Here is a 16,215-nt window from a genome sequence, read left to right on the forward strand (position 1 = left end):
CACATAGCCCCGGATACTTCCGTTTCGTGGACTCCCTGCAGGCGCTGCTGGATGCGCCGGACCTGCGCCCGCTGCTACGGCGGATCGCCGGTCCGGACTCCGACGCGCCGGTGCGTCGGATCGCCCTCGTCGAGGACCTCGGGCGCCTCGGCGACCTCGACGAGGCCACGCTCGCGGTCCTCACCCACGCCGCGTCGCAGGACGCCGCCAGCTACCGGCTCGACGTCGCGCTGCGCACCGTGGGCTCGCGCAACGTCAGCGCGATCGTGCTCACCGACGGGCGCGAGGAGATCGCTCCGACGGCGGCCGCGCTCGCCCGCCGGGTCTCGGTGGCCGTCCTCCGGGCGCGTGCCGGCTGCGACCTCGCCGCGTTGCTGCTGGCCCTGCACCGGGAACTGGCCGGCGGGCCCGATGTGGCGCTCGCCCGCATCCGGGCGGCGCTGCGCGCGCTCGAGCGTCACGACGCGCGCCCCGAGACCCTGCTGCGGGCCGCGACGCAGGCGCTGGGCGCCCCCGTCGAGCTGCGCGAACCCGGGCCCGACGACATCGCCGCCCCGGTCGTGGTCTTCGACGAGGTCGAGGCGACGGTGAGCGCGCCACGCGGCAACGGTCACGGCGAGGCGGCCGCCGACGTCGTCGTGCACCTGGCGGCGGCGGCCGTCGCCCGGGCCCGGACCGCCGCCCGCCAGGCCGAGGACGCGCCGATCCGCTCACGCGGCGAGCTGATCTCGGAGTTCCTGCTCGCGCGGCCCGATCACGGCGACCGGTTGCTCGAGCGCATGCGGGCGGCCGGATTGACCATCGACGGCTGGCACACCGCGATCCTGATCGACATCGAGAACCTCCCGCTCCTCGCCGCGGAGGACGAGCTCGCCTCGCTGCGCCTCAGCGACCGCGTCGCGACACTCGGGCTGGAGGCCGCCCGCGCCTCCGGTGGTGTCTGGCACCGGGCCCGGCTCGGCTCGGGGCTGCTGCTGACCCGGATGGAGCGCCACGATCTGGGCAGCCGCGGTGGCCGCGACGCCGTGCACGCCGCCGGGCAGATCCTGCGGCGGATCCTCTCCCGGATCCCGGAGATCGCCCTGGTGTGCGGGGTCGGCAGCACCCACGTCGGCGCCACCGGGCTGCGGACCACGCTGGCCGAGGCCCGCGCCGCGCTCGCCGCCGGGCACGCGGGGCACCGGGTCAACGTACCGACCGGCTTCGACGAGGTCGGGCTGCAACGGACGCTGATCGAATGGTTCGCCTCCGACACCGCGCGCGAGGCCGTCGACTCGCTGCTACGCCCACTCGACGCGCTCGGCCCGCAGCGGTGCCGGACCGCCCTGCAGACCCTGCGGGTCTACCTGGACAACCAGGGTTCGACGACCCGTGCGGCCGCGGAGCTGCACCTGCACCGCAACGCGATCGCCTACCGCGTGCGGCGCATCTTCGAGCTGCTCGACGTCGACCCGGAGGATCCGGACACCGTGCTGATGCTCCAGCTCGCCTGCCGGGCCCGCTCACTGGGGTGAGGCGCTCAGGCCTGGCGACCGGCCGCGCGGACGTGCTCGAAGATCAGGCTGGTCTCGGTGCTGGCGACGTCCGGATGGCGGCTGAGCTGTTCGGCGACGAACCACCGCAGCTCGTCGGTGCTCGACGTGGCCACGTGCACGAGGTAGTCGGTCGTGCCGGCGACGAAGTAGACGTCGAGGACCTCCGGCAGGCCGGCGAGCCGGGTGACGAACTGGCTCATGTTGCAGCGCGCGTGCGCCTGCAGCCGGACCGCGATCATGGCCTCCAGGTCGTGGCCGAGGGCGCGGGGATCGATGTCGGCGTGGAAGCCGCGGATCACGCCGCGTTCGCGTAGCGCCCGGACCCGGGTGAGGCAGGTCGAGGCGGCGATGCCGACCTGCTCGGCAAGGGCGTTGTTCGGGATGCGCGCGTCCGCGGCCAGCGCGCGCAGGATCGCCCGATCGGTGGCGTCGAGAACCGGCGGTGCGGATCGAACATCCTGCGGTCGACGCCCGCGCAGCTGAGTTGTCTTCGAACTATCGGATGTCATTTCGGCACACTAGCGAAGATCCTTCGGAGTCATTGCGACAAATTAGCCGTATCTTCATGCTTCCCGGCATGCGAATCGGAGTTCCCCGCGAGGTCAAGAACCATGAATATCGCGTTGCGCTGACCCCGGCGGGTGCTCACGAGCTGACCACCGCGGGTCACCAGGTGCTCATCGAGCGCGGTGCCGGGGAGGGTAGTTCCATCACCGACGACGAGTTCGTGGCCGCAGGCGCGACCATCGCGTCCACCGCGGACGAGGTCTGGGCGGAGTCGGAACTGGTGCTGAAGGTGAAGGAACCCGTCGAGTCGGAGTACCACCGTCTCCGCCGCGACCAGGTGCTCTTCACCTACCTGCACCTCGCCGCCTCGCGTGCCTGCACCGAGGCCCTGCTCGCCGCCGGGACCACGTCGATCGCCTACGAGACCGTGCAGTTGCCGGACGGTTCGTTGCCGCTGCTCGCTCCCATGAGCGAGGTCGCCGGGCGGCTGGCCCCGCAGGCGGGCGCCGCACACCTGATGCGCGCGGCGGGGGGCCGCGGGGTGCTGCTCGGCGGCGTCCCGGGCGTCAAGCCTGCCGACGTGGTGATCCTCGGGGGCGGGGTGTCCGGCCAGAACGCCGCGGCGGTCGCCGTCGGGATGGGCGCGGACGTCACCGTTCTCGACCTCAGCCTGCCCAAGCTGCGCGAGGTCGACGCCCGGTTCGGCGGCCGGGTCCGCACGCTCGCGTCCAGCCGGCTCGCCGTCGAGCAGGCGGTCACCGAGGCCGACCTCGTGATCGGCGCCGTCCTCGTGCCCGGCGCCCGCGCCCCGAAGCTGGTCGACAATGATCTCGTCGCCGCGATGCGACCCGGTTCGGTGCTCGTCGACATCGCCATCGACCAGGGCGGCTGCTTCGCCGACTCGCGGCCGACGACGCACGCCGACCCCACCTACGTCGTGCACCGGTCCGTCTTCTACTGCGTGGCGAACATGCCCGGCGCCGTGCCGCACACCTCCACCTACGCCCTCACCAACGCCACGCTGCCCTACGTCACCCGCCTCGCCGACGGAGGCTGGCAGCAGGCACTCGCCGCCGACCCCGCCCTGGCCCGCGGCCTGAGCACGCACGACGGCGAGCTGGTCAGCCACGAGGTCGCCGAGGCCCACGGGCTACCCGGCCGCGACATCGCCCCGCTGCTCGCGGCCTGACCCGCGCACCGCCGCGCTGGGATCGTGCCCGCGCGGCGGTGCGCACAGACCTGCCCTACCCGATAACGCTTCTGACCGGAATCCCGAGCGTTACGTCCAGGAGGCCCGTCCGGTTCCCACCCCTCGGGGCCGGAGTTCCCCGGAGGGAGGTCATGGACGGAGTGGACCCGGCCACCGGGGCCGACCGGGAACATGCGATCACGCTCCCCGGTCGGGGACGGACCGTGGTCTGGGACTCCCCCGGCCCGCCGGGCGCGCCCACCCTGATCCTGCTGCACGGCGTCGCGCTGAACGCCGAGCTCAACTGGTCCGGCGTCATCCCGGCCCTGCGCAGGCACTACCGGGTGCTCACGCTCGATCTACCCGGGCACGGCCGCGGCATCGCCGGCTCGGCCCCGTTCCGGCTGGAGGACTGTGCCGACGACATCGCGGCGCTCGCAACCGACCTCGGCGTCGCCCGGCTGATCCCGGTCGGGTACTCGATGGGCGGGCTGGTCGCACAGCTGCTGTGGCATCGACATCCCGGCCTCACCGCCGGGCTGGTGCTGTGCTCGACCGCCCGCGATGTCTCCGGATCGGCCTGGGAGCGGTCCACGGCCTTGATGCTGCCGGGCATCGTGGCCGTCGCGGCGTGGATTCCGGTGCTGCACGTGCTGGGCGCCGACGTCGTCGGCGCCCAGCTGCTCGACGGCGGCACCGATCCGATCACGCGACGCTGGGCACTCGCGCAGATGCGCCGCACCCGACTGCTCGAGGCGCTGACGGCCGCCCAGGCCGCCTGCCGGTTCACCTCGCACGAGTGGATCGGCTCGGTCGACGTGCCCACCGCCGTCGTCATCACCCGGTGCGACCGCGTCGTGTCGCCGGATCGGCAACGGATCCTGGCGGATGCGGTGCCGGGGCGTGTCGTCCATGAGATCGACGGTGGTCACGGGGTGTTCCTCACCGCGCCGGACCGCTTCGCATCGGTGCTTCTCCGCGCCTGCGCGTCGGTGTCGCACGCGGACCGACCGCCCGCGGACGCCGCGGCCCGAAGCGCATCCTGACCTGGGAGCCGTCCCGCCCGGAGAACCCCGTCACTCCCGACGCGCCGAGGTCGCGCGGTTGCCCGACGCTCGACCCGGTGAGGAACGCTCCGCACGAGTGCGCCGTCCACCCGTCGACCGGCACACTCACACCCATCGCGCACGGGCGGCGAGGGGAGCGGGCATGCGGCGCGCGGATGGGCGTTGAGCGGCCGCGCTGAGCCGTGCTGGCCGCCGCCGATCGCGCCGATGCTGGCGCAGCTGGGCGCACCGCCGCTCAACAGCGACGGCTCGTGGGCGATCGAGTACAAGTGGGACGGCGTACGGGGTCTCGTCACCGTCGCGGGCGAGCACGTGCGCGTGCGCAGCCGCAACGCCAAGAACGTCAGCGGCACGTTCCCGGAGCTGGCGGGGCTGTCCGCAGCTCTCGACGGCCGGCCCGCGGTGCTCGACGGCGAGGTCGTCGCGCTGGACCGCAACGGCCGGCCCGACTTCGGACGGATCCAGCGACGACTCGGGGTCCCCCGTCCCTCCGCGCGGCTGCTCACGACCGTGCCCGTCGTCTACGTGATCTTCGATCTGCTCGGCGTCGACGGCACGCCCCTGCTGGACCAGCCGTACGAGAAGAGGCGCGCGAAGCTGGACACCCTCGGCCTGACCGGTCCGGTCGTGCAGATACCGCCGTACGTGACCGGCCTCAGTGGAGCGACGATGCTGCGCACCGCCGCAGAACACGGTTTGGAAGGCATCGTCGCCAAGAAGCTCGACTCGACCTACCGGCCCGGCCGACGGTCCCCGAGCTGGCGGAAGAGCCCGTTGCGGAAACGGATCAGCGTGGTCATCGGGGGTTGGACGACCGGGCAGGGTGGACGGACCGGTGGCCTGGGCGCGCTGCTGCTCGGCCGGCCCACACCCGCCGGCCTGCGCTACCTGGGGCACTGCGGCACCGGATGGGACCAGCCCACCGCCCGGCAGCTGCAACAGGCGCTGGCAGCGCTCACCCGGCCCGACAGCCCGTTCGCCGCGCCCCTCCCCCCGGCCGAGGCCCGCGCCGCGCGGTGGGTCGCACCCGTGCTGGTCGGCGACGTCGAGTACCGCGCCCTGACGGCAGAGGGCCGGCTCCGGCACCCTTCCTGGAAGGGCCTACGCCCCGACCTGTCCCCCGGCCAGTAGACCGCACCCGCCGCACCCTCCCGTGCGCCACACCGCCGCCAGATCACACCGGACCCACTCCACGCCCACCGCCCCCGCGCACGCCTTCCACCTCCATGCGCGCCGACCGCCGTCGCGCACCACGCACGCCGGGCGGCGTTCCGCCAAGCTGTGGACAACTCCGTGCCACGCGCGTTTCGTAGCCACGCGGGGTACTGCGGCCCCCGGGGCCGGCGCCGGTTGTCGGAGACATGGCTGGGCCATGGGGGATTCCGGCCGCGTGCGACTGGAGCCGTCGGCACGCGGCCCAGCTCCGGGTCCTCAGCCCGGGCTCCTCTCCGACGGCCCGAAAGGTCCAGTTCGGCGGCAATGTCTCTGCCACCGTCCCGTTCCGCTTGGCACATGTGATCGGCGAGGCACGCTCCCCCGGCTCATCACGACGCGCGGCGTGGAATCGTAGGTTGACGTGATCGATACAGAATCCATCGCTCCCCCATCGAAGACGTTCCTCGGACAGCCCCGCCCGCTGGCGAACCTGTTCGGCGTCGAGATGTGGGAGCGCTTCTCGTTCTACGGGATGCAGGGCATCCTGCTGATCTACCTGTATTACTCCGTCGCAGACGGCGGGCTCGGGATCGACCGTGACACCGCCACCAGCATCGTCGGTGCCTACGGTGGGCTGGTCTACCTGTCCACCATCCTCGGTGGATGGCTCGCCGACCGGCTCGCCGGTGCCGAACGTACGTTGTTCGCCAGCGCGATCCTGGTGATGTTCGGCCACATCGCGCTCGCGCTGCTTCCCGGCCTGCTCGGCGTCGGCGTCGGCCTGGTCCTGATCGCCCTCGGCAGCGGCGGGGTGAAGGCCAACGCCACGTCGTTGGTCGGGTCCCTCTACGCCGCCGACGACGATCGCCGGGACGCCGGGTTCTCGCTGTTCTACCTCGGAATCAACCTCGGCGCGCTCGTGGGACCGCTGCTCACGGGGCTGCTGCAGTCCGGTCTCGGTTTCCACTACGGCTTCGGGATCGCCGCAGCCGGGATGGCCGCCGGGCTGATCCAGTACGGCGTCGGTCGCCGCAGGTTGCCCGAGGCCGCGCGGACGGTGCCCAGCCCGTTACCGAGGTCCCGCCGGGCACCGTTGGCCGGGCTCGCCGTCGGCGCTCTCGTCGTGATCGCCGTGCTGGCGTCCACCGGCGCACTGCGAGCGGACAGCCTGGCCGATATCGTGGTCGTCCTCAGCGTGATCGCGGCGATCGGGTACTTCGCGGTCATCCTCGCCAGCAGGCGGATCACCGCCGCGGAACGGCGCCGGGTGCTGGCGTTCATCCCGATGTTCATCGCCAGCGCGGCGTTCTGGTCGCTCTACCAGCAGCAGTTCACGGTCGTGACGATCTACTCCGACCAGCGCCTGGACCGCACCGTCCTCGGCTGGGAGATGCCCGTGTCGTTCGTGCAGTCGATCAACCCGGTCTTCATCATCCTGCTGTCCGGCCTGTTCGCCGCCCTGTGGACGAGGCTGGGTCCCCGCCAGCCGTCGAGCCCGATCAAGTTCGCCCTGGGCACCGCCGTCATGGGGGCGGCGTTCCTGCTGTTCCTGCCGATGGCCGGCGGCGGCCCGAACAGCGCACCGCTGCTCGGGCTGATCGGCATCCTGCTCGTCTTCACCCTCGCGGAACTGCTGTTGTCGCCGGTGGGGCTGTCGTTGTCGACCAAGCTCGCCCCGGAGGCCTTCCGCACGCAGATGGTGGCGCTGTTCTTCCTGTCCGTGGCCCTCGGGAGCGCGCTGTCGGGGTCGCTCGCGGAGTACTACAGCGAGGCCGGCGAGGCGGCCTACTTCGGCGTCCTCGGCGCGGTGGCGATCGCGTCGGGCGTGGTCCTCGCTCTCGCGGCCCCGTTCCTGCGTCGACTCATGGGCGGCGTCCGGTGAGCTGACCGGAGACCGGCTCGGCTGTCGGCGCGCTCAGCCCCCTCCCGCCGACTCGGCCTCGCGCTCCCAGGCGACGGCCAGGGCACGCCGGGCACCGAATCGTCGGGGGGACCACCGCGGTGGACGTGAGCATCGGCGATTCCTCTCCGGCGACGGCCCACCCGGCTGCGCTGCTCAGACCCCGCGCGGCGCCGTCCGCCGTCGGCGGCAACGTTCCCGGTGCCCGCTTCCATCGAGTGGAACGGCCTCGGTCTCGGCCCGGGCGCAGCTCAGTGGGGCGGCGGAACCGGCGCGGGCTCAGGGGTTCCCGGCTCGGAGCGGACGCCGAGCTGCAGCAACCGTCCGAGTTCGTCGGCGTGGCGCCAGGTCGCGGGCGCGCGAGCCGGACGGCCCCACCGGATGCATCACTGTGCTCCCGGCCTCGCACCAGGCTCTGTCCGGTTCGGCCGTGCCCATCCGGGCGCGGCCGAACCGGACCGCGCACTCAGGCGCTCTGCGCCAACCGCTGGGCAAGCATGCGCTTGCCCTGCTCGGCACCCTTCCGGCTCTCGGCCTGCGCCTTCCGGAAGAACTCGGCCAGCTCGTTGTCGCCCACGCGTTCGGCGTCCTTGATGTAGATCTCCAGCCGGAGTGTGTTGCTCAGGCACGCCTCGGTGAACCAGATCAGGTTGTAGTCCTTGTCAGCGGTGCCTGTGACCTGACCGGTCTCGGTGTCGGTGGTAGCAGTCATCACTGAGTACCTCCCTATCCGTTTGATTCCTCCGACCGTCTGGGCCGATCGGCCCAGACGACGCAACCGGCAACCTCACGGCCGCCCGCTCGTGCGGGGCGCCGGACCCGGTCGCCGCGCCGGGGCGCCGCCAGATCGTGCGCTCCGTGGCTGTGGGTCGATGCCGGTCGAGGCCGACGGATCGGTGCGACCGGCGGCCCGTCACACCCCGCGGCCAGGTCTGAGCCCTTCAGGGGACGGATCGCAGAACAACGTTCCGGCATCTCGGGATCTCCCTCGCGATCGACCGCGCGTGGGGTTCACCGGGGGTGTAGCCGGTCGCCGCCGATTTCAACCCCGCCGGGACATCGCGATGTCTCCACCGACTACCGGTCCGGATCTGTGGCCCGGGCGGCCCCGCCGAACGGGCGGGGCAGGCTCAGCTCATCGGGCGGGAGCATGCGACCCGCCGCCGCGTTCAGCGGAGGTGCGGCGGCGAGCCGGACCTCGTGCTGGTCAGCCGGCAGCGGTCTCGAGGTCGACCAGTGCGGCGGCGGCCCGGAAGTACTTGTTGCGCCCGAGATCCCCGATCGTCTTGATGTTGAACGCTTCCTTGAGTTTCTCGGCGTCGCCGGCGCTGACGCCGGAGAGCGCCTCGACGGGGGTCTTGAGCAGATCAGCGAGCGAGAGGTCCTTCTGATAGTCCTTGTCCAGCAGTTTCGTGACATCGACCGAGACCGCCATGAGCCGTTCCCTCCTCGTGACCGTTCGTAGCGATGAGGCCGGGGTCCGGTATCCCCGGCCCGAACGTAACCGACTCCGCGGTACGCAGAGAAGGGCGGCGAGCAACGGCCACCGGTCCGTCGGGTCGCGGAGCCGGGTCAGCGGGCGGGGCCGTCAGGACGGGTCGTCCAGGCGGAACCCCACCTTCATCGTGACCTGGACGTGCCCGATCTCGCCCTCCTGCAGGCTGCCGCGGATCTCGCTCACCTCGAACCAGTCGAGGTGCCGCAGCGTCTGGGAAGCCCGGGTCAATCCGTTGCGGATCGCAGCGTCGACACCGTCCGAGGAACTCCCGACGATCTCGGTGATCCGGTACGTGTGATCGGTCATCGGAACCTCCGCGGGCTCGTGAGCAGGGAGCGGGCTTCCTGTGCGGCGGCGCCCTCGGCGGCCAGGTGCGCCAGCTCCGGGGACAGCGCCTCGCCGCGGTGGGCCTTGGTCTGGGCATACAACCGCCCGGCCCGATACGACGACCGCACCAGCGGACCGGCCATCACCCCGGCGAACCCGATCTCCTCCGCCGCCGCGGCATGGTCGACGAACTCCTCGGGCCGGACCCAGCGCTCCACCGGATGATGCCGCTTCGAGGGCCGCAGATACTGGGTGATGGTGACGATCTCACAACCCGCGGCGTGCAGATCGACCAGCGCCGCGGTCACCTCCGCCGGGGTCTCCCCCATCCCCAGGATCAGGTTCGACTTGGTCACCAACCCGGCCGCCCGGGCCTTGCTCAGCACCTGAAGCGAGCGCTCGTAGCGAAACCCCGGCCGGATCCGGCGAAAGATCCGCGGCACCGTCTCCAGATTGTGCGCCAACACCTCCGGCCCGGCCCCGAACACCTCACCCAGCTGCCCGTCGTCGTTGGTGAAATCCGGGATCAGCAGCTCCACCCCGGTGCCCGGGTTGAGCGCGTGGATCCGGCGGACCGTCTCGGCGTAGAGCCAGGCCCCGCCATCGGGCAGGTCGTCGCGGGCCACCCCGGTCACCGTGGAATAGCGCAACCCCATCGCGGCCACCGACTCGGCGACCCGGCGCGGCTCGTCGCGGTCCAGCGCGGCCGGTTTCCCGGTGTCGATCTGGCAGAAATCACAGCGCCGGGTGCACTGCTCCCCACCGATCAGGAAGGTGGCCTCACGGTCCTCCCAGCACTCGTAGATGTTCGGGCAGCCGGCCTCCTCGCACACCGTGTGCAGCCCCCCCGAGCGCACCAACGCCTTCAGCTCGGTGTACTGCGGCCCGGTCCGGGCCCGGGTCCGGATCCAGGACGGCTTGCGCTCGATCGGGGTCTCACTGTTCCGGACCTCGAGACGGAGCAGCTTGCGGCCTTCGGGTGCGATGGTCACCTCGGCTGGTTCCTCCTCCGGCGATCTGGCCTCACACGTGGATAAGACGCTACGCCGCCGGGCCGGAGCCGGGGTGGTGTCTCGCTGGGCGGAAGGCTCCCCGCCGCAGCGGTCATCGGGCGCGGGCGGCGCGGCCGGCCGCCGGGCGGCGCTGCAGCCGGTGGGTCCGGAAGAACTGCCACATCAGGGTCGCGGCCCGCGGACCGCGGGGGTCGCTGTACGAACCGCCGTCGCGCCCGCCGGACCATGCGTGTCCCAGGCCGTGGACGAGCCAGTACTCGAGCACCTTGCGGCCCCTGGGGGTGTACCACCGCACGGTGGTGGAGCGGCGGCCGCCAGCGGTGCGGCCGGTGGCCGTCGGGGTACGACCGATCCAGCTGCTCCTCGACGACACGCCACCATCTGCCGGCGCCGGCCCCCGCGACACGCGGACGTGGCCGTCGGGACAACGGAGGGGGACACATCGTGCCCGGTTGCGGGAAAGGGCCAGCGACATGCTGGTGCGCGCGAGTGTCGAGCCTGCGATGGACAGCCTCGAGATCAGGCAGCGCCACGAGTCGACTCCCTGAGAGGCCTCCGGCGCGTCGCTCAGTCGGTCTTCACCTCGCCCTCGCGGACCACCAGCACCGGGCGATCCGCACGCTTGAGGAGCTCGCGTGCGGTGCTGCCCATCAGCAGTTCGCTCAGCGCGCTGTGCCGGTGAGCCCCCAGCACCAGCACCGGGGCGTCGCGCTCCTCGGCCAGGCGCAACAGCGTGGCGGGAACGCTGGCGTCGTCGGCCACGACCAGGCCCTGGGCGTCGAACCCGGCCTCCTGCGCCATCGCCGCGCCCTTCTCCGCCAGCCGTCGCGCCGCCTGGAGCGCCTCCTTCTCGTACTCCATCGCCGTGCGGATCTCGGTCTCGGTCACCGGGATGCTGGCCGTCATCAGCGGCCCCACGGTCGCCGCGAAGACCCGCCCGATCTCCATCACGACGACCACGAGCGCATGTCGCGGTGCAAGCAGTTCGCCCGCCTCCCGCAGTGCCCGCTCCGCCGCCGGCGTGCCGTCGAATCCGATGAGGACCGGCCCTGATCGCATCGTGCGCTCCTTCGGTCGGCGGGGGCCCATACCGTGGCGGGCACGACCGTGGCGCGCTTCCGCCCGCGGGGACGAATCTGCGGGCCGATCCTCGGCCCGCCAGGAGCAGACGAACCGGGACCCGCATCAGGCGCCGCCGCGCCGAGCCACGCCGAAGGCGAAGAACACCCACCCGACGGTGCCCATCTCGGTGCCGCCGCTGCTGAGCCCGATGTAGAGCCCGGCCACTGCGAGGAGGACGCTGCCCAGGAGAGCAATGCCGAACCGTAACGGATCGAGGTCGGCGCCGGTACGGCGTGATCACACCGTCTCACCGGGCTCGCCCGCTCGGGTCGGCAGCAGGTGCTCGATGCGCGGCGGGCCGTCGGCGAAGGCGCGCGCGACGTCCTCGAGTTCCTGGTCCGAGCCGGTGAGCCGGCCCCCGTGCTGGCGGAGGTGTTCGGCCCAGTTCGGGTACTGCGACACCTCCACGAAACGGGTGGGGTCGGCCGCATCGCGGTAGACCGCGTAGCTGGTGGCCCCGGTTCGCATCTTCATCCGGCGCACCGGCACCATCGCCTCGAGGAACCGGGGCATGTTCTCCGGCGAGACCGTGTAGCTCACGGTGACCAGGACGGGCCCGTCCTCGAGCTCGGGGTCGAGCTCCAGGTGCGGTTCGGGCCAGTACACCGCGGGGTCGCGATCCAGCCCGCTGACGTCGTGCAGCGGCCACACGGCCACGGTGAGCGCGCCGAGGGCCAGCAGCCCGCCCGCGACCAGCAGCGTCGGTACCAGCCCGAGCCATTCGGCGAGCACGCCCCAGATCAGGGACGCGACCGCCTGGCCGCCGGCGAACACCATCTGGTAGATCGACAGCCCGCGGGCACGCACCCACCCGGGCAGGAACACCTGCAAGGTGCCGTTCATCGTGGCGAGCATGCACAGCCAGGCCAGCCCGGCCGGCACGAGCGCCACCAGCGCCACGACGAGGTGCGGTGCCAGGGCGCACACGATGGTCGCGGTGCCGAACACCAGGCCGGCGAACAGGACGAGCCGGGTCGGTGACAACCGGGCCACGACGTGGGGCAGCACGGCCGCGCCGGTGACCGCACCGATCCCGAGCGCACCCAGCAGCAGGCCGTACCCGAGCGCGTCGAGGCCGAGCAACCGGCTGGCGACCAGCGGCAGCAGCGCCCAGAGCGCGGAGCCCGGGACGACGAACAACAGGGTGCGCAGGAGCAGCCGCCGTACCGCGGGCGAGTGGCGGACGTAGCGCGCCCCGGCGACCAGAGCACCACCGAATCGCTCGGGCAGCAGCTGCTCCTGCGCCCTCGGCGGTCGCAGGCCCACCAGGACGGCGGCCATCGCCGCGTACGTGAGCGCGTTCAGCGCGAAGACCGCGGAGACCCCCGCCTGCGCGATGAGCAGGCCGGCCACGGCGGGCCCGACGGCGCGGGCGAGGTTCATCGCGACGCCGTTCAGCGCGGCGGCGGACCGTGCCTGGTCCCGCCCGACCAGCTCCTGGACCAGCGTCTGATAGCCGGGGATCATCAGCGTCGTGCCGCAGCCGAGCAGGAACGTCGCGGTGAGCAGCAGCGCGGGCGGCAGGTGGCCGGTGGCCGCCAGCACGGTCAGCGCCGCGCCGACGGCCACCTGGAACAGCTGGACGGCGATCAGGAGCCGCCGCCGGTCCACGATGTCGGCAAGCGCGCCGGCCGGCAGCGCCAGCACCAGCGTGGGCAGCATCGCCGCGGCCTGAACCAGCCCGACGAGGGTCGCCGCGTTCGGTTCGTCGACCAGCAACCACTGGGCGCCGACGGTCTGCATCCAGGTGCCGATCAAGCTGAACAGCTGGGTGATCCAGAGGAAGCGGAAAGCGCGGACGCGCAGCGGCGCCCACGCCGACGGCGTCGCTCGGGCGGTGTCGTCGGACATGCCCCATCCTCCCAGCAGGCCCACGCACACCGGGCGGGCCGGGCCGGGATCTACCCCGCTTCGCGCCCGGCCCGGCCGACGGGCCGGGCGTCGTCAGGCGTGGCGCTGTGCTCGGGCGGCCCGGCGGCGGGCGGTGGCGCAGCGACGGCCCGGTGCCCGTTGCGCTCACCGGAGTCGACGGTCTGATCGTGTGCCTGCTCGAAGGTGATGATGCGGTGGCCGCGGTTGTTGGAGAACGTGAGCGCGCGGGCCCAGGTGTAGATCGTGCCCAGCCGGTTGCCCCAGCCGATCAGGTACAGCACATGAATGAAACCCCATATGGTGTAGCCGATCCAGCCGGTGAACTTCATCCCGAACGCATCCGCCACCGCGGCCCGGTGCCCGATCGTCGCCATGCTGCCCTTGTCGACGTACTTGAACGGCTCGATGTTCTGGTCGCCGTCCAGCCGGGCCTTGATCACCTTGCCGACGTAGCGGCCCTCCTGCATCGCCGGCTGCGCCACCCCGGGCAACTTGTTCAGCGACACCATGTCCCCGATCGCGAACACCTCCGGATGTCCCGCCACCGTGCAGTCCGGGTTCACCGGAATCCGTCCCGCCCGGTCGGTCTCCACACCCGTCTTCTCCGCCAGCATCTTCGCCAGCGGCGAGGCCTGCACCCCGGCCGCCCAGATCCGGGTGCGGGTCCGGATGGTCTCCAGCCCGTCCGGGCCCTTCACGGTGATGCTCTCGTCGTCCATGCCGACCGCGAGAGTGTCGGTCCGGACCTCCACACCCATCTTCTCCAGCCGCTGGTGGGTGTAGCGCTGCAGCTTCGCGGCGAAGGGCGGCAGCACCGCCGGGGCGCCCTCCAGCAGCAGGATCCGCGCCTCGGTGGTGTCCACCGAGCGGTAGTCCTGCGGCAGCACCTTGTGCGCGAGCTCGGCCACCTGCCCGACCAGCTCCACCCCGGTCGGGCCCGCCCCGACCACCACGAACGTCAGCCATTCCGCCCGCTCCTGCGGGTCGGTGGCCAACTCGGCCATCTCGAACGCCGACAGGATGCGGTCCCGCAGGTGGCGCGCGTCCTCCACCGTCTTCATACCGGGCGCGAACTGCGCGAACTCATCACGCCCGAAGTAGGAGTGCGTCGCCCCGGCGGCGACGACGAGCGTGTCGTAGGGCAGCCCCAGCGGGCGTCCGTCCGGACCCTCGGCCCGCACCACCTTCCGCTCCAGATCCAGATCGTGCACATCGGCCAGCAACGCCCGCGCGTTCTTCTGCTTCTTGATCACGCTGCGCAACGCCGGCGCGATCAACCCGGGCGGCAGGATCCCCGCCGCCACCTGGTACAGCAGCGGCTGGAACAGATGGTGGTTCGTCCGATCCACCACCGTCACGTCCACGTCGACGTGCGCCAGGCTCCGGGTGACGTTCAAGCCACCGAACCCGCCGCCGACCACGACCACCCGGTGCCGTCGATCCCCGGTCATCTGTCCACCTCCCCTTCTCGGTGTTCCACCGGCCGCCACAGGTAGACCCCGTCCGGTCGGCGGCCTCTGGTCAGCACGCCCCGCACCTCGTGGAAGGCGAGGTAGGCGAGTATCTCGGCCATCGCGAAATGCCGCTGCGCGCCCGTCAGCGCCGAGCGGAACAACTCGAGTTCCGTGGCCGGGTACTCCCGCGTCTCGACGAGCTCCCGGGTCTGCCTCAGGCGGCGCCGCTTGCCCTGCGCGATGGCATCGGCCCGGCGCGCTCCGTCGCGGAACGGAGCGCCGGGGCCGGGCGAGTGCCCGGGGGTGTGCAGGATCTCCCACTCCCGCCCGTTCGCGGTGAAGCGCTCGCCGCCGGCGAGGAGCGTGCTGGGCCGGCCGATCGACGGCATCACGGGCATCCGGTCGAGCAGCCCCGCGGAGCTCTCGGTTCCAGAGAGCTGCCGCAGGCGGCCAGCGCGGCGCTGAGCGCCGTCGGGGTCCGGGGTCTCCGCCCTCCACCGCGGCCGCGGCGATGCCGCAGTCGACGAGCGTGTCGCCGGCGTCCCCGGTGAGCAGGTAGACACTCACCGTCGGGACACCGTGGATGCCGAGCGGCAACGCGAGCCCGTGCACTCCGGTGGCGACCTCGGCCGGGCCGGTCATGCCCGCAACGTCACGCATCACGCCGTCCACTGGCAACACGCGCTTCCACTCAGCGGACCGATCAGCAGGTGTGTCAGCTCTTGATCTGCGCGACGGCCCGCAGTTCCTCGGGTGTCGCGGTACCGCAGCCGAAGAACTCCAGGTACGCCGGGATCATCTCGAACAGCATGTCGCTGCCCACCTGGATCCGGCAGCCCCGTCCAGCGGGTGCGCGCGGCACTCGTCGCGACGATCAGCTCTCGCGGCGCCTGACCCGGACCCGGCCCGAGGCCAGGTATCCGCCACCCATCGCCACCTCGCGCACGTCCAGGTCGGACACCCGGTCGGCCAGGTGAGCCCACGGCCGATCGAAGCCGGTGAAGTCCCGGACGTACGGGGCGTGCAGGGCCAGCACCCCCGCGTTCAGCGCAACCGCCCAGACCGGCGCCCACTTGCCGCCACCGATCCGCCGGGCCGTACGTGTTCCAGAACGTTGTCGATCGCGTCCGGTGACTGCAGGAGGTCGTGCACGGCGCAGAACAGCGCGTGGTCGGCGACGACGGGCAGGTCGGTGTCCTCCACCGCGGCCTCGATCAGTACCACGTTGTCCCACCCCTCGTTGGCCACCCGTTTGGCCGCGACGGTGAGCATGTCCGGGGAGGCGTCCACCCCGATGACGGTTCCGGCGCGCCCGACGCGCTCCTGCAGCAGTTCGAAACACAGGCCGGTGCCGCAGCCGACGTCGAGCACGACGTCGCCACTCGTCAGCGGGAGCAGGTCGACCAGGCTCCGCCGATAGGTCTCGAAGGTGCGGGTGCGCGCGTCGTACACCGTGGCGTCGCTGCTGTACGCGCGTTGTGCGGCGAGGGCGGTGCGGACGGACCGGGGCAGGACGGGACGGGGCATACGGGCCCTCTCGACGATCGCCACCCGGCATCGGCGGGCGGGGCGGGCC

The 16,215-nt window shown here is 72.2% G+C and carries 17 protein-coding genes; 5 read left to right on the plus strand and 12 right to left on the minus strand.

Annotated features, from left to right (window positions below):
* Positions 1-26 precede the first annotated feature (26 nt).
* Positions 27-1,514, plus strand: coding sequence for a PucR family transcriptional regulator (locus HF519_RS13505; protein WP_169413276.1), 1,488 nt, complete (start codon positions 27-29; stop codon positions 1,512-1,514).
* Between the two features lie 5 nt (positions 1,515-1,519).
* On the opposite strand, the gene HF519_RS13510 is transcribed toward HF519_RS13505, so the two are convergent.
* Positions 1,520-2,044 (minus strand): Lrp/AsnC family transcriptional regulator, encoded by a 525-nt coding sequence (locus tag HF519_RS13510; protein WP_169413277.1) that lies wholly within the window; start codon positions 2,042-2,044, stop codon positions 1,520-1,522.
* 68 nt (positions 2,045-2,112) lie between these two features.
* On the opposite strand from HF519_RS13510, the gene ald reads away from it, so the two are divergent.
* From ald to HF519_RS13530, 4 genes are all read left to right on the plus strand, one after another.
* Positions 2,113-3,231 (plus strand): alanine dehydrogenase, encoded by a 1,119-nt coding sequence (ald, locus tag HF519_RS13515; protein ID WP_169413278.1) that lies wholly within the window; start codon positions 2,113-2,115, stop codon positions 3,229-3,231.
* A gap of 152 nt (positions 3,232-3,383) precedes the next feature.
* On the plus strand, positions 3,384-4,277 hold the full coding sequence (locus HF519_RS13520; protein ID WP_169413279.1) for an alpha/beta fold hydrolase: 894 nt from the start codon (positions 3,384-3,386) through the stop codon (positions 4,275-4,277).
* Positions 4,278-4,505: 228 nt separating this feature from the next.
* On the plus strand, positions 4,506-5,429 hold the full coding sequence (gene ligD, locus HF519_RS13525; protein WP_169413280.1) for a non-homologous end-joining DNA ligase: 924 nt from the start codon (positions 4,506-4,508) through the stop codon (positions 5,427-5,429).
* 445 nt (positions 5,430-5,874) lie between these two features.
* Complete coding sequence (locus HF519_RS13530) at positions 5,875-7,335, plus strand: peptide MFS transporter (RefSeq protein WP_169413281.1); 1,461 nt, start codon at positions 5,875-5,877, stop codon at positions 7,333-7,335.
* A 484-nt stretch (positions 7,336-7,819) separates the two neighbouring features.
* Here HF519_RS13530 and HF519_RS13535 read toward each other — a convergent pair whose 3' ends face one another.
* From HF519_RS13535 to HF519_RS13590, 11 genes are all read right to left on the minus strand, one after another.
* Complete coding sequence (locus tag HF519_RS13535; RefSeq protein WP_169413282.1) at positions 7,820-8,065, minus strand: hypothetical protein; 246 nt, start codon at positions 8,063-8,065, stop codon at positions 7,820-7,822.
* A 495-nt stretch (positions 8,066-8,560) separates the two neighbouring features.
* A complete protein-coding gene (locus tag HF519_RS13540; protein WP_169413283.1) occupies positions 8,561-8,788 on the minus strand; it encodes a hypothetical protein in 228 nt (75 codons plus the stop codon).
* A 153-nt stretch (positions 8,789-8,941) separates the two neighbouring features.
* Positions 8,942-9,157, minus strand: coding sequence for a dodecin (locus tag HF519_RS13545; protein ID WP_169413284.1), 216 nt, complete (start codon positions 9,155-9,157; stop codon positions 8,942-8,944).
* Positions 9,154-10,170, minus strand: a complete 1,017-nt coding sequence (lipA, locus tag HF519_RS13550) for a lipoyl synthase (protein ID WP_169413285.1) — start codon at positions 10,168-10,170, stop codon at positions 9,154-9,156. Before lipA ends, HF519_RS13545 begins: the two co-directional genes overlap by 4 nt.
* Before the next feature lie 112 nt (positions 10,171-10,282).
* Positions 10,283-10,486: a hypothetical protein gene (locus HF519_RS13555; RefSeq protein WP_169413286.1), complete on the minus strand. Its 204-nt coding sequence runs from the start codon at positions 10,484-10,486 to the stop codon at positions 10,283-10,285.
* A 272-nt stretch (positions 10,487-10,758) separates the two neighbouring features.
* The gene (locus HF519_RS13560) at positions 10,759-11,250 is read right to left on the minus strand and encodes a universal stress protein (protein ID WP_169413287.1); all 492 of its coding nucleotides are present in this window, start codon (positions 11,248-11,250) and stop codon (positions 10,759-10,761) included.
* A 300-nt stretch (positions 11,251-11,550) separates the two neighbouring features.
* Entirely contained in the window at positions 11,551-13,164 is a 1,614-nt protein-coding gene (locus tag HF519_RS13565; RefSeq protein ID WP_169413288.1) for an MFS transporter, read from the minus strand.
* 50 nt (positions 13,165-13,214) lie between these two features.
* A complete protein-coding gene (locus tag HF519_RS13570; protein WP_169413289.1) occupies positions 13,215-14,636 on the minus strand; it encodes an NAD(P)/FAD-dependent oxidoreductase in 1,422 nt (473 codons plus the stop codon).
* Entirely contained in the window at positions 14,633-15,037 is a 405-nt protein-coding gene (locus tag HF519_RS13575) for an MBL fold metallo-hydrolase (RefSeq protein WP_169413290.1), read from the minus strand. The genes HF519_RS13570 and HF519_RS13575 overlap by 4 nt, the downstream gene beginning before the upstream one ends.
* Before the next feature lie 476 nt (positions 15,038-15,513).
* Positions 15,514-15,675, minus strand: a complete 162-nt coding sequence (locus HF519_RS13585; protein WP_169413291.1) for a hypothetical protein — start codon at positions 15,673-15,675, stop codon at positions 15,514-15,516.
* An 8-nt stretch (positions 15,676-15,683) separates the two neighbouring features.
* Positions 15,684-16,215: class I SAM-dependent methyltransferase (locus HF519_RS13590; RefSeq protein WP_211169975.1), on the minus strand; the 532-nt coding region annotated here is incomplete at its 5' end.

Origin of the sequence: Pseudonocardia bannensis, assembly GCF_012911875.1 — a bacterium.
Lineage (GTDB): Bacteria > Actinomycetota > Actinomycetes > Mycobacteriales > Pseudonocardiaceae > Pseudonocardia > Pseudonocardia bannensis.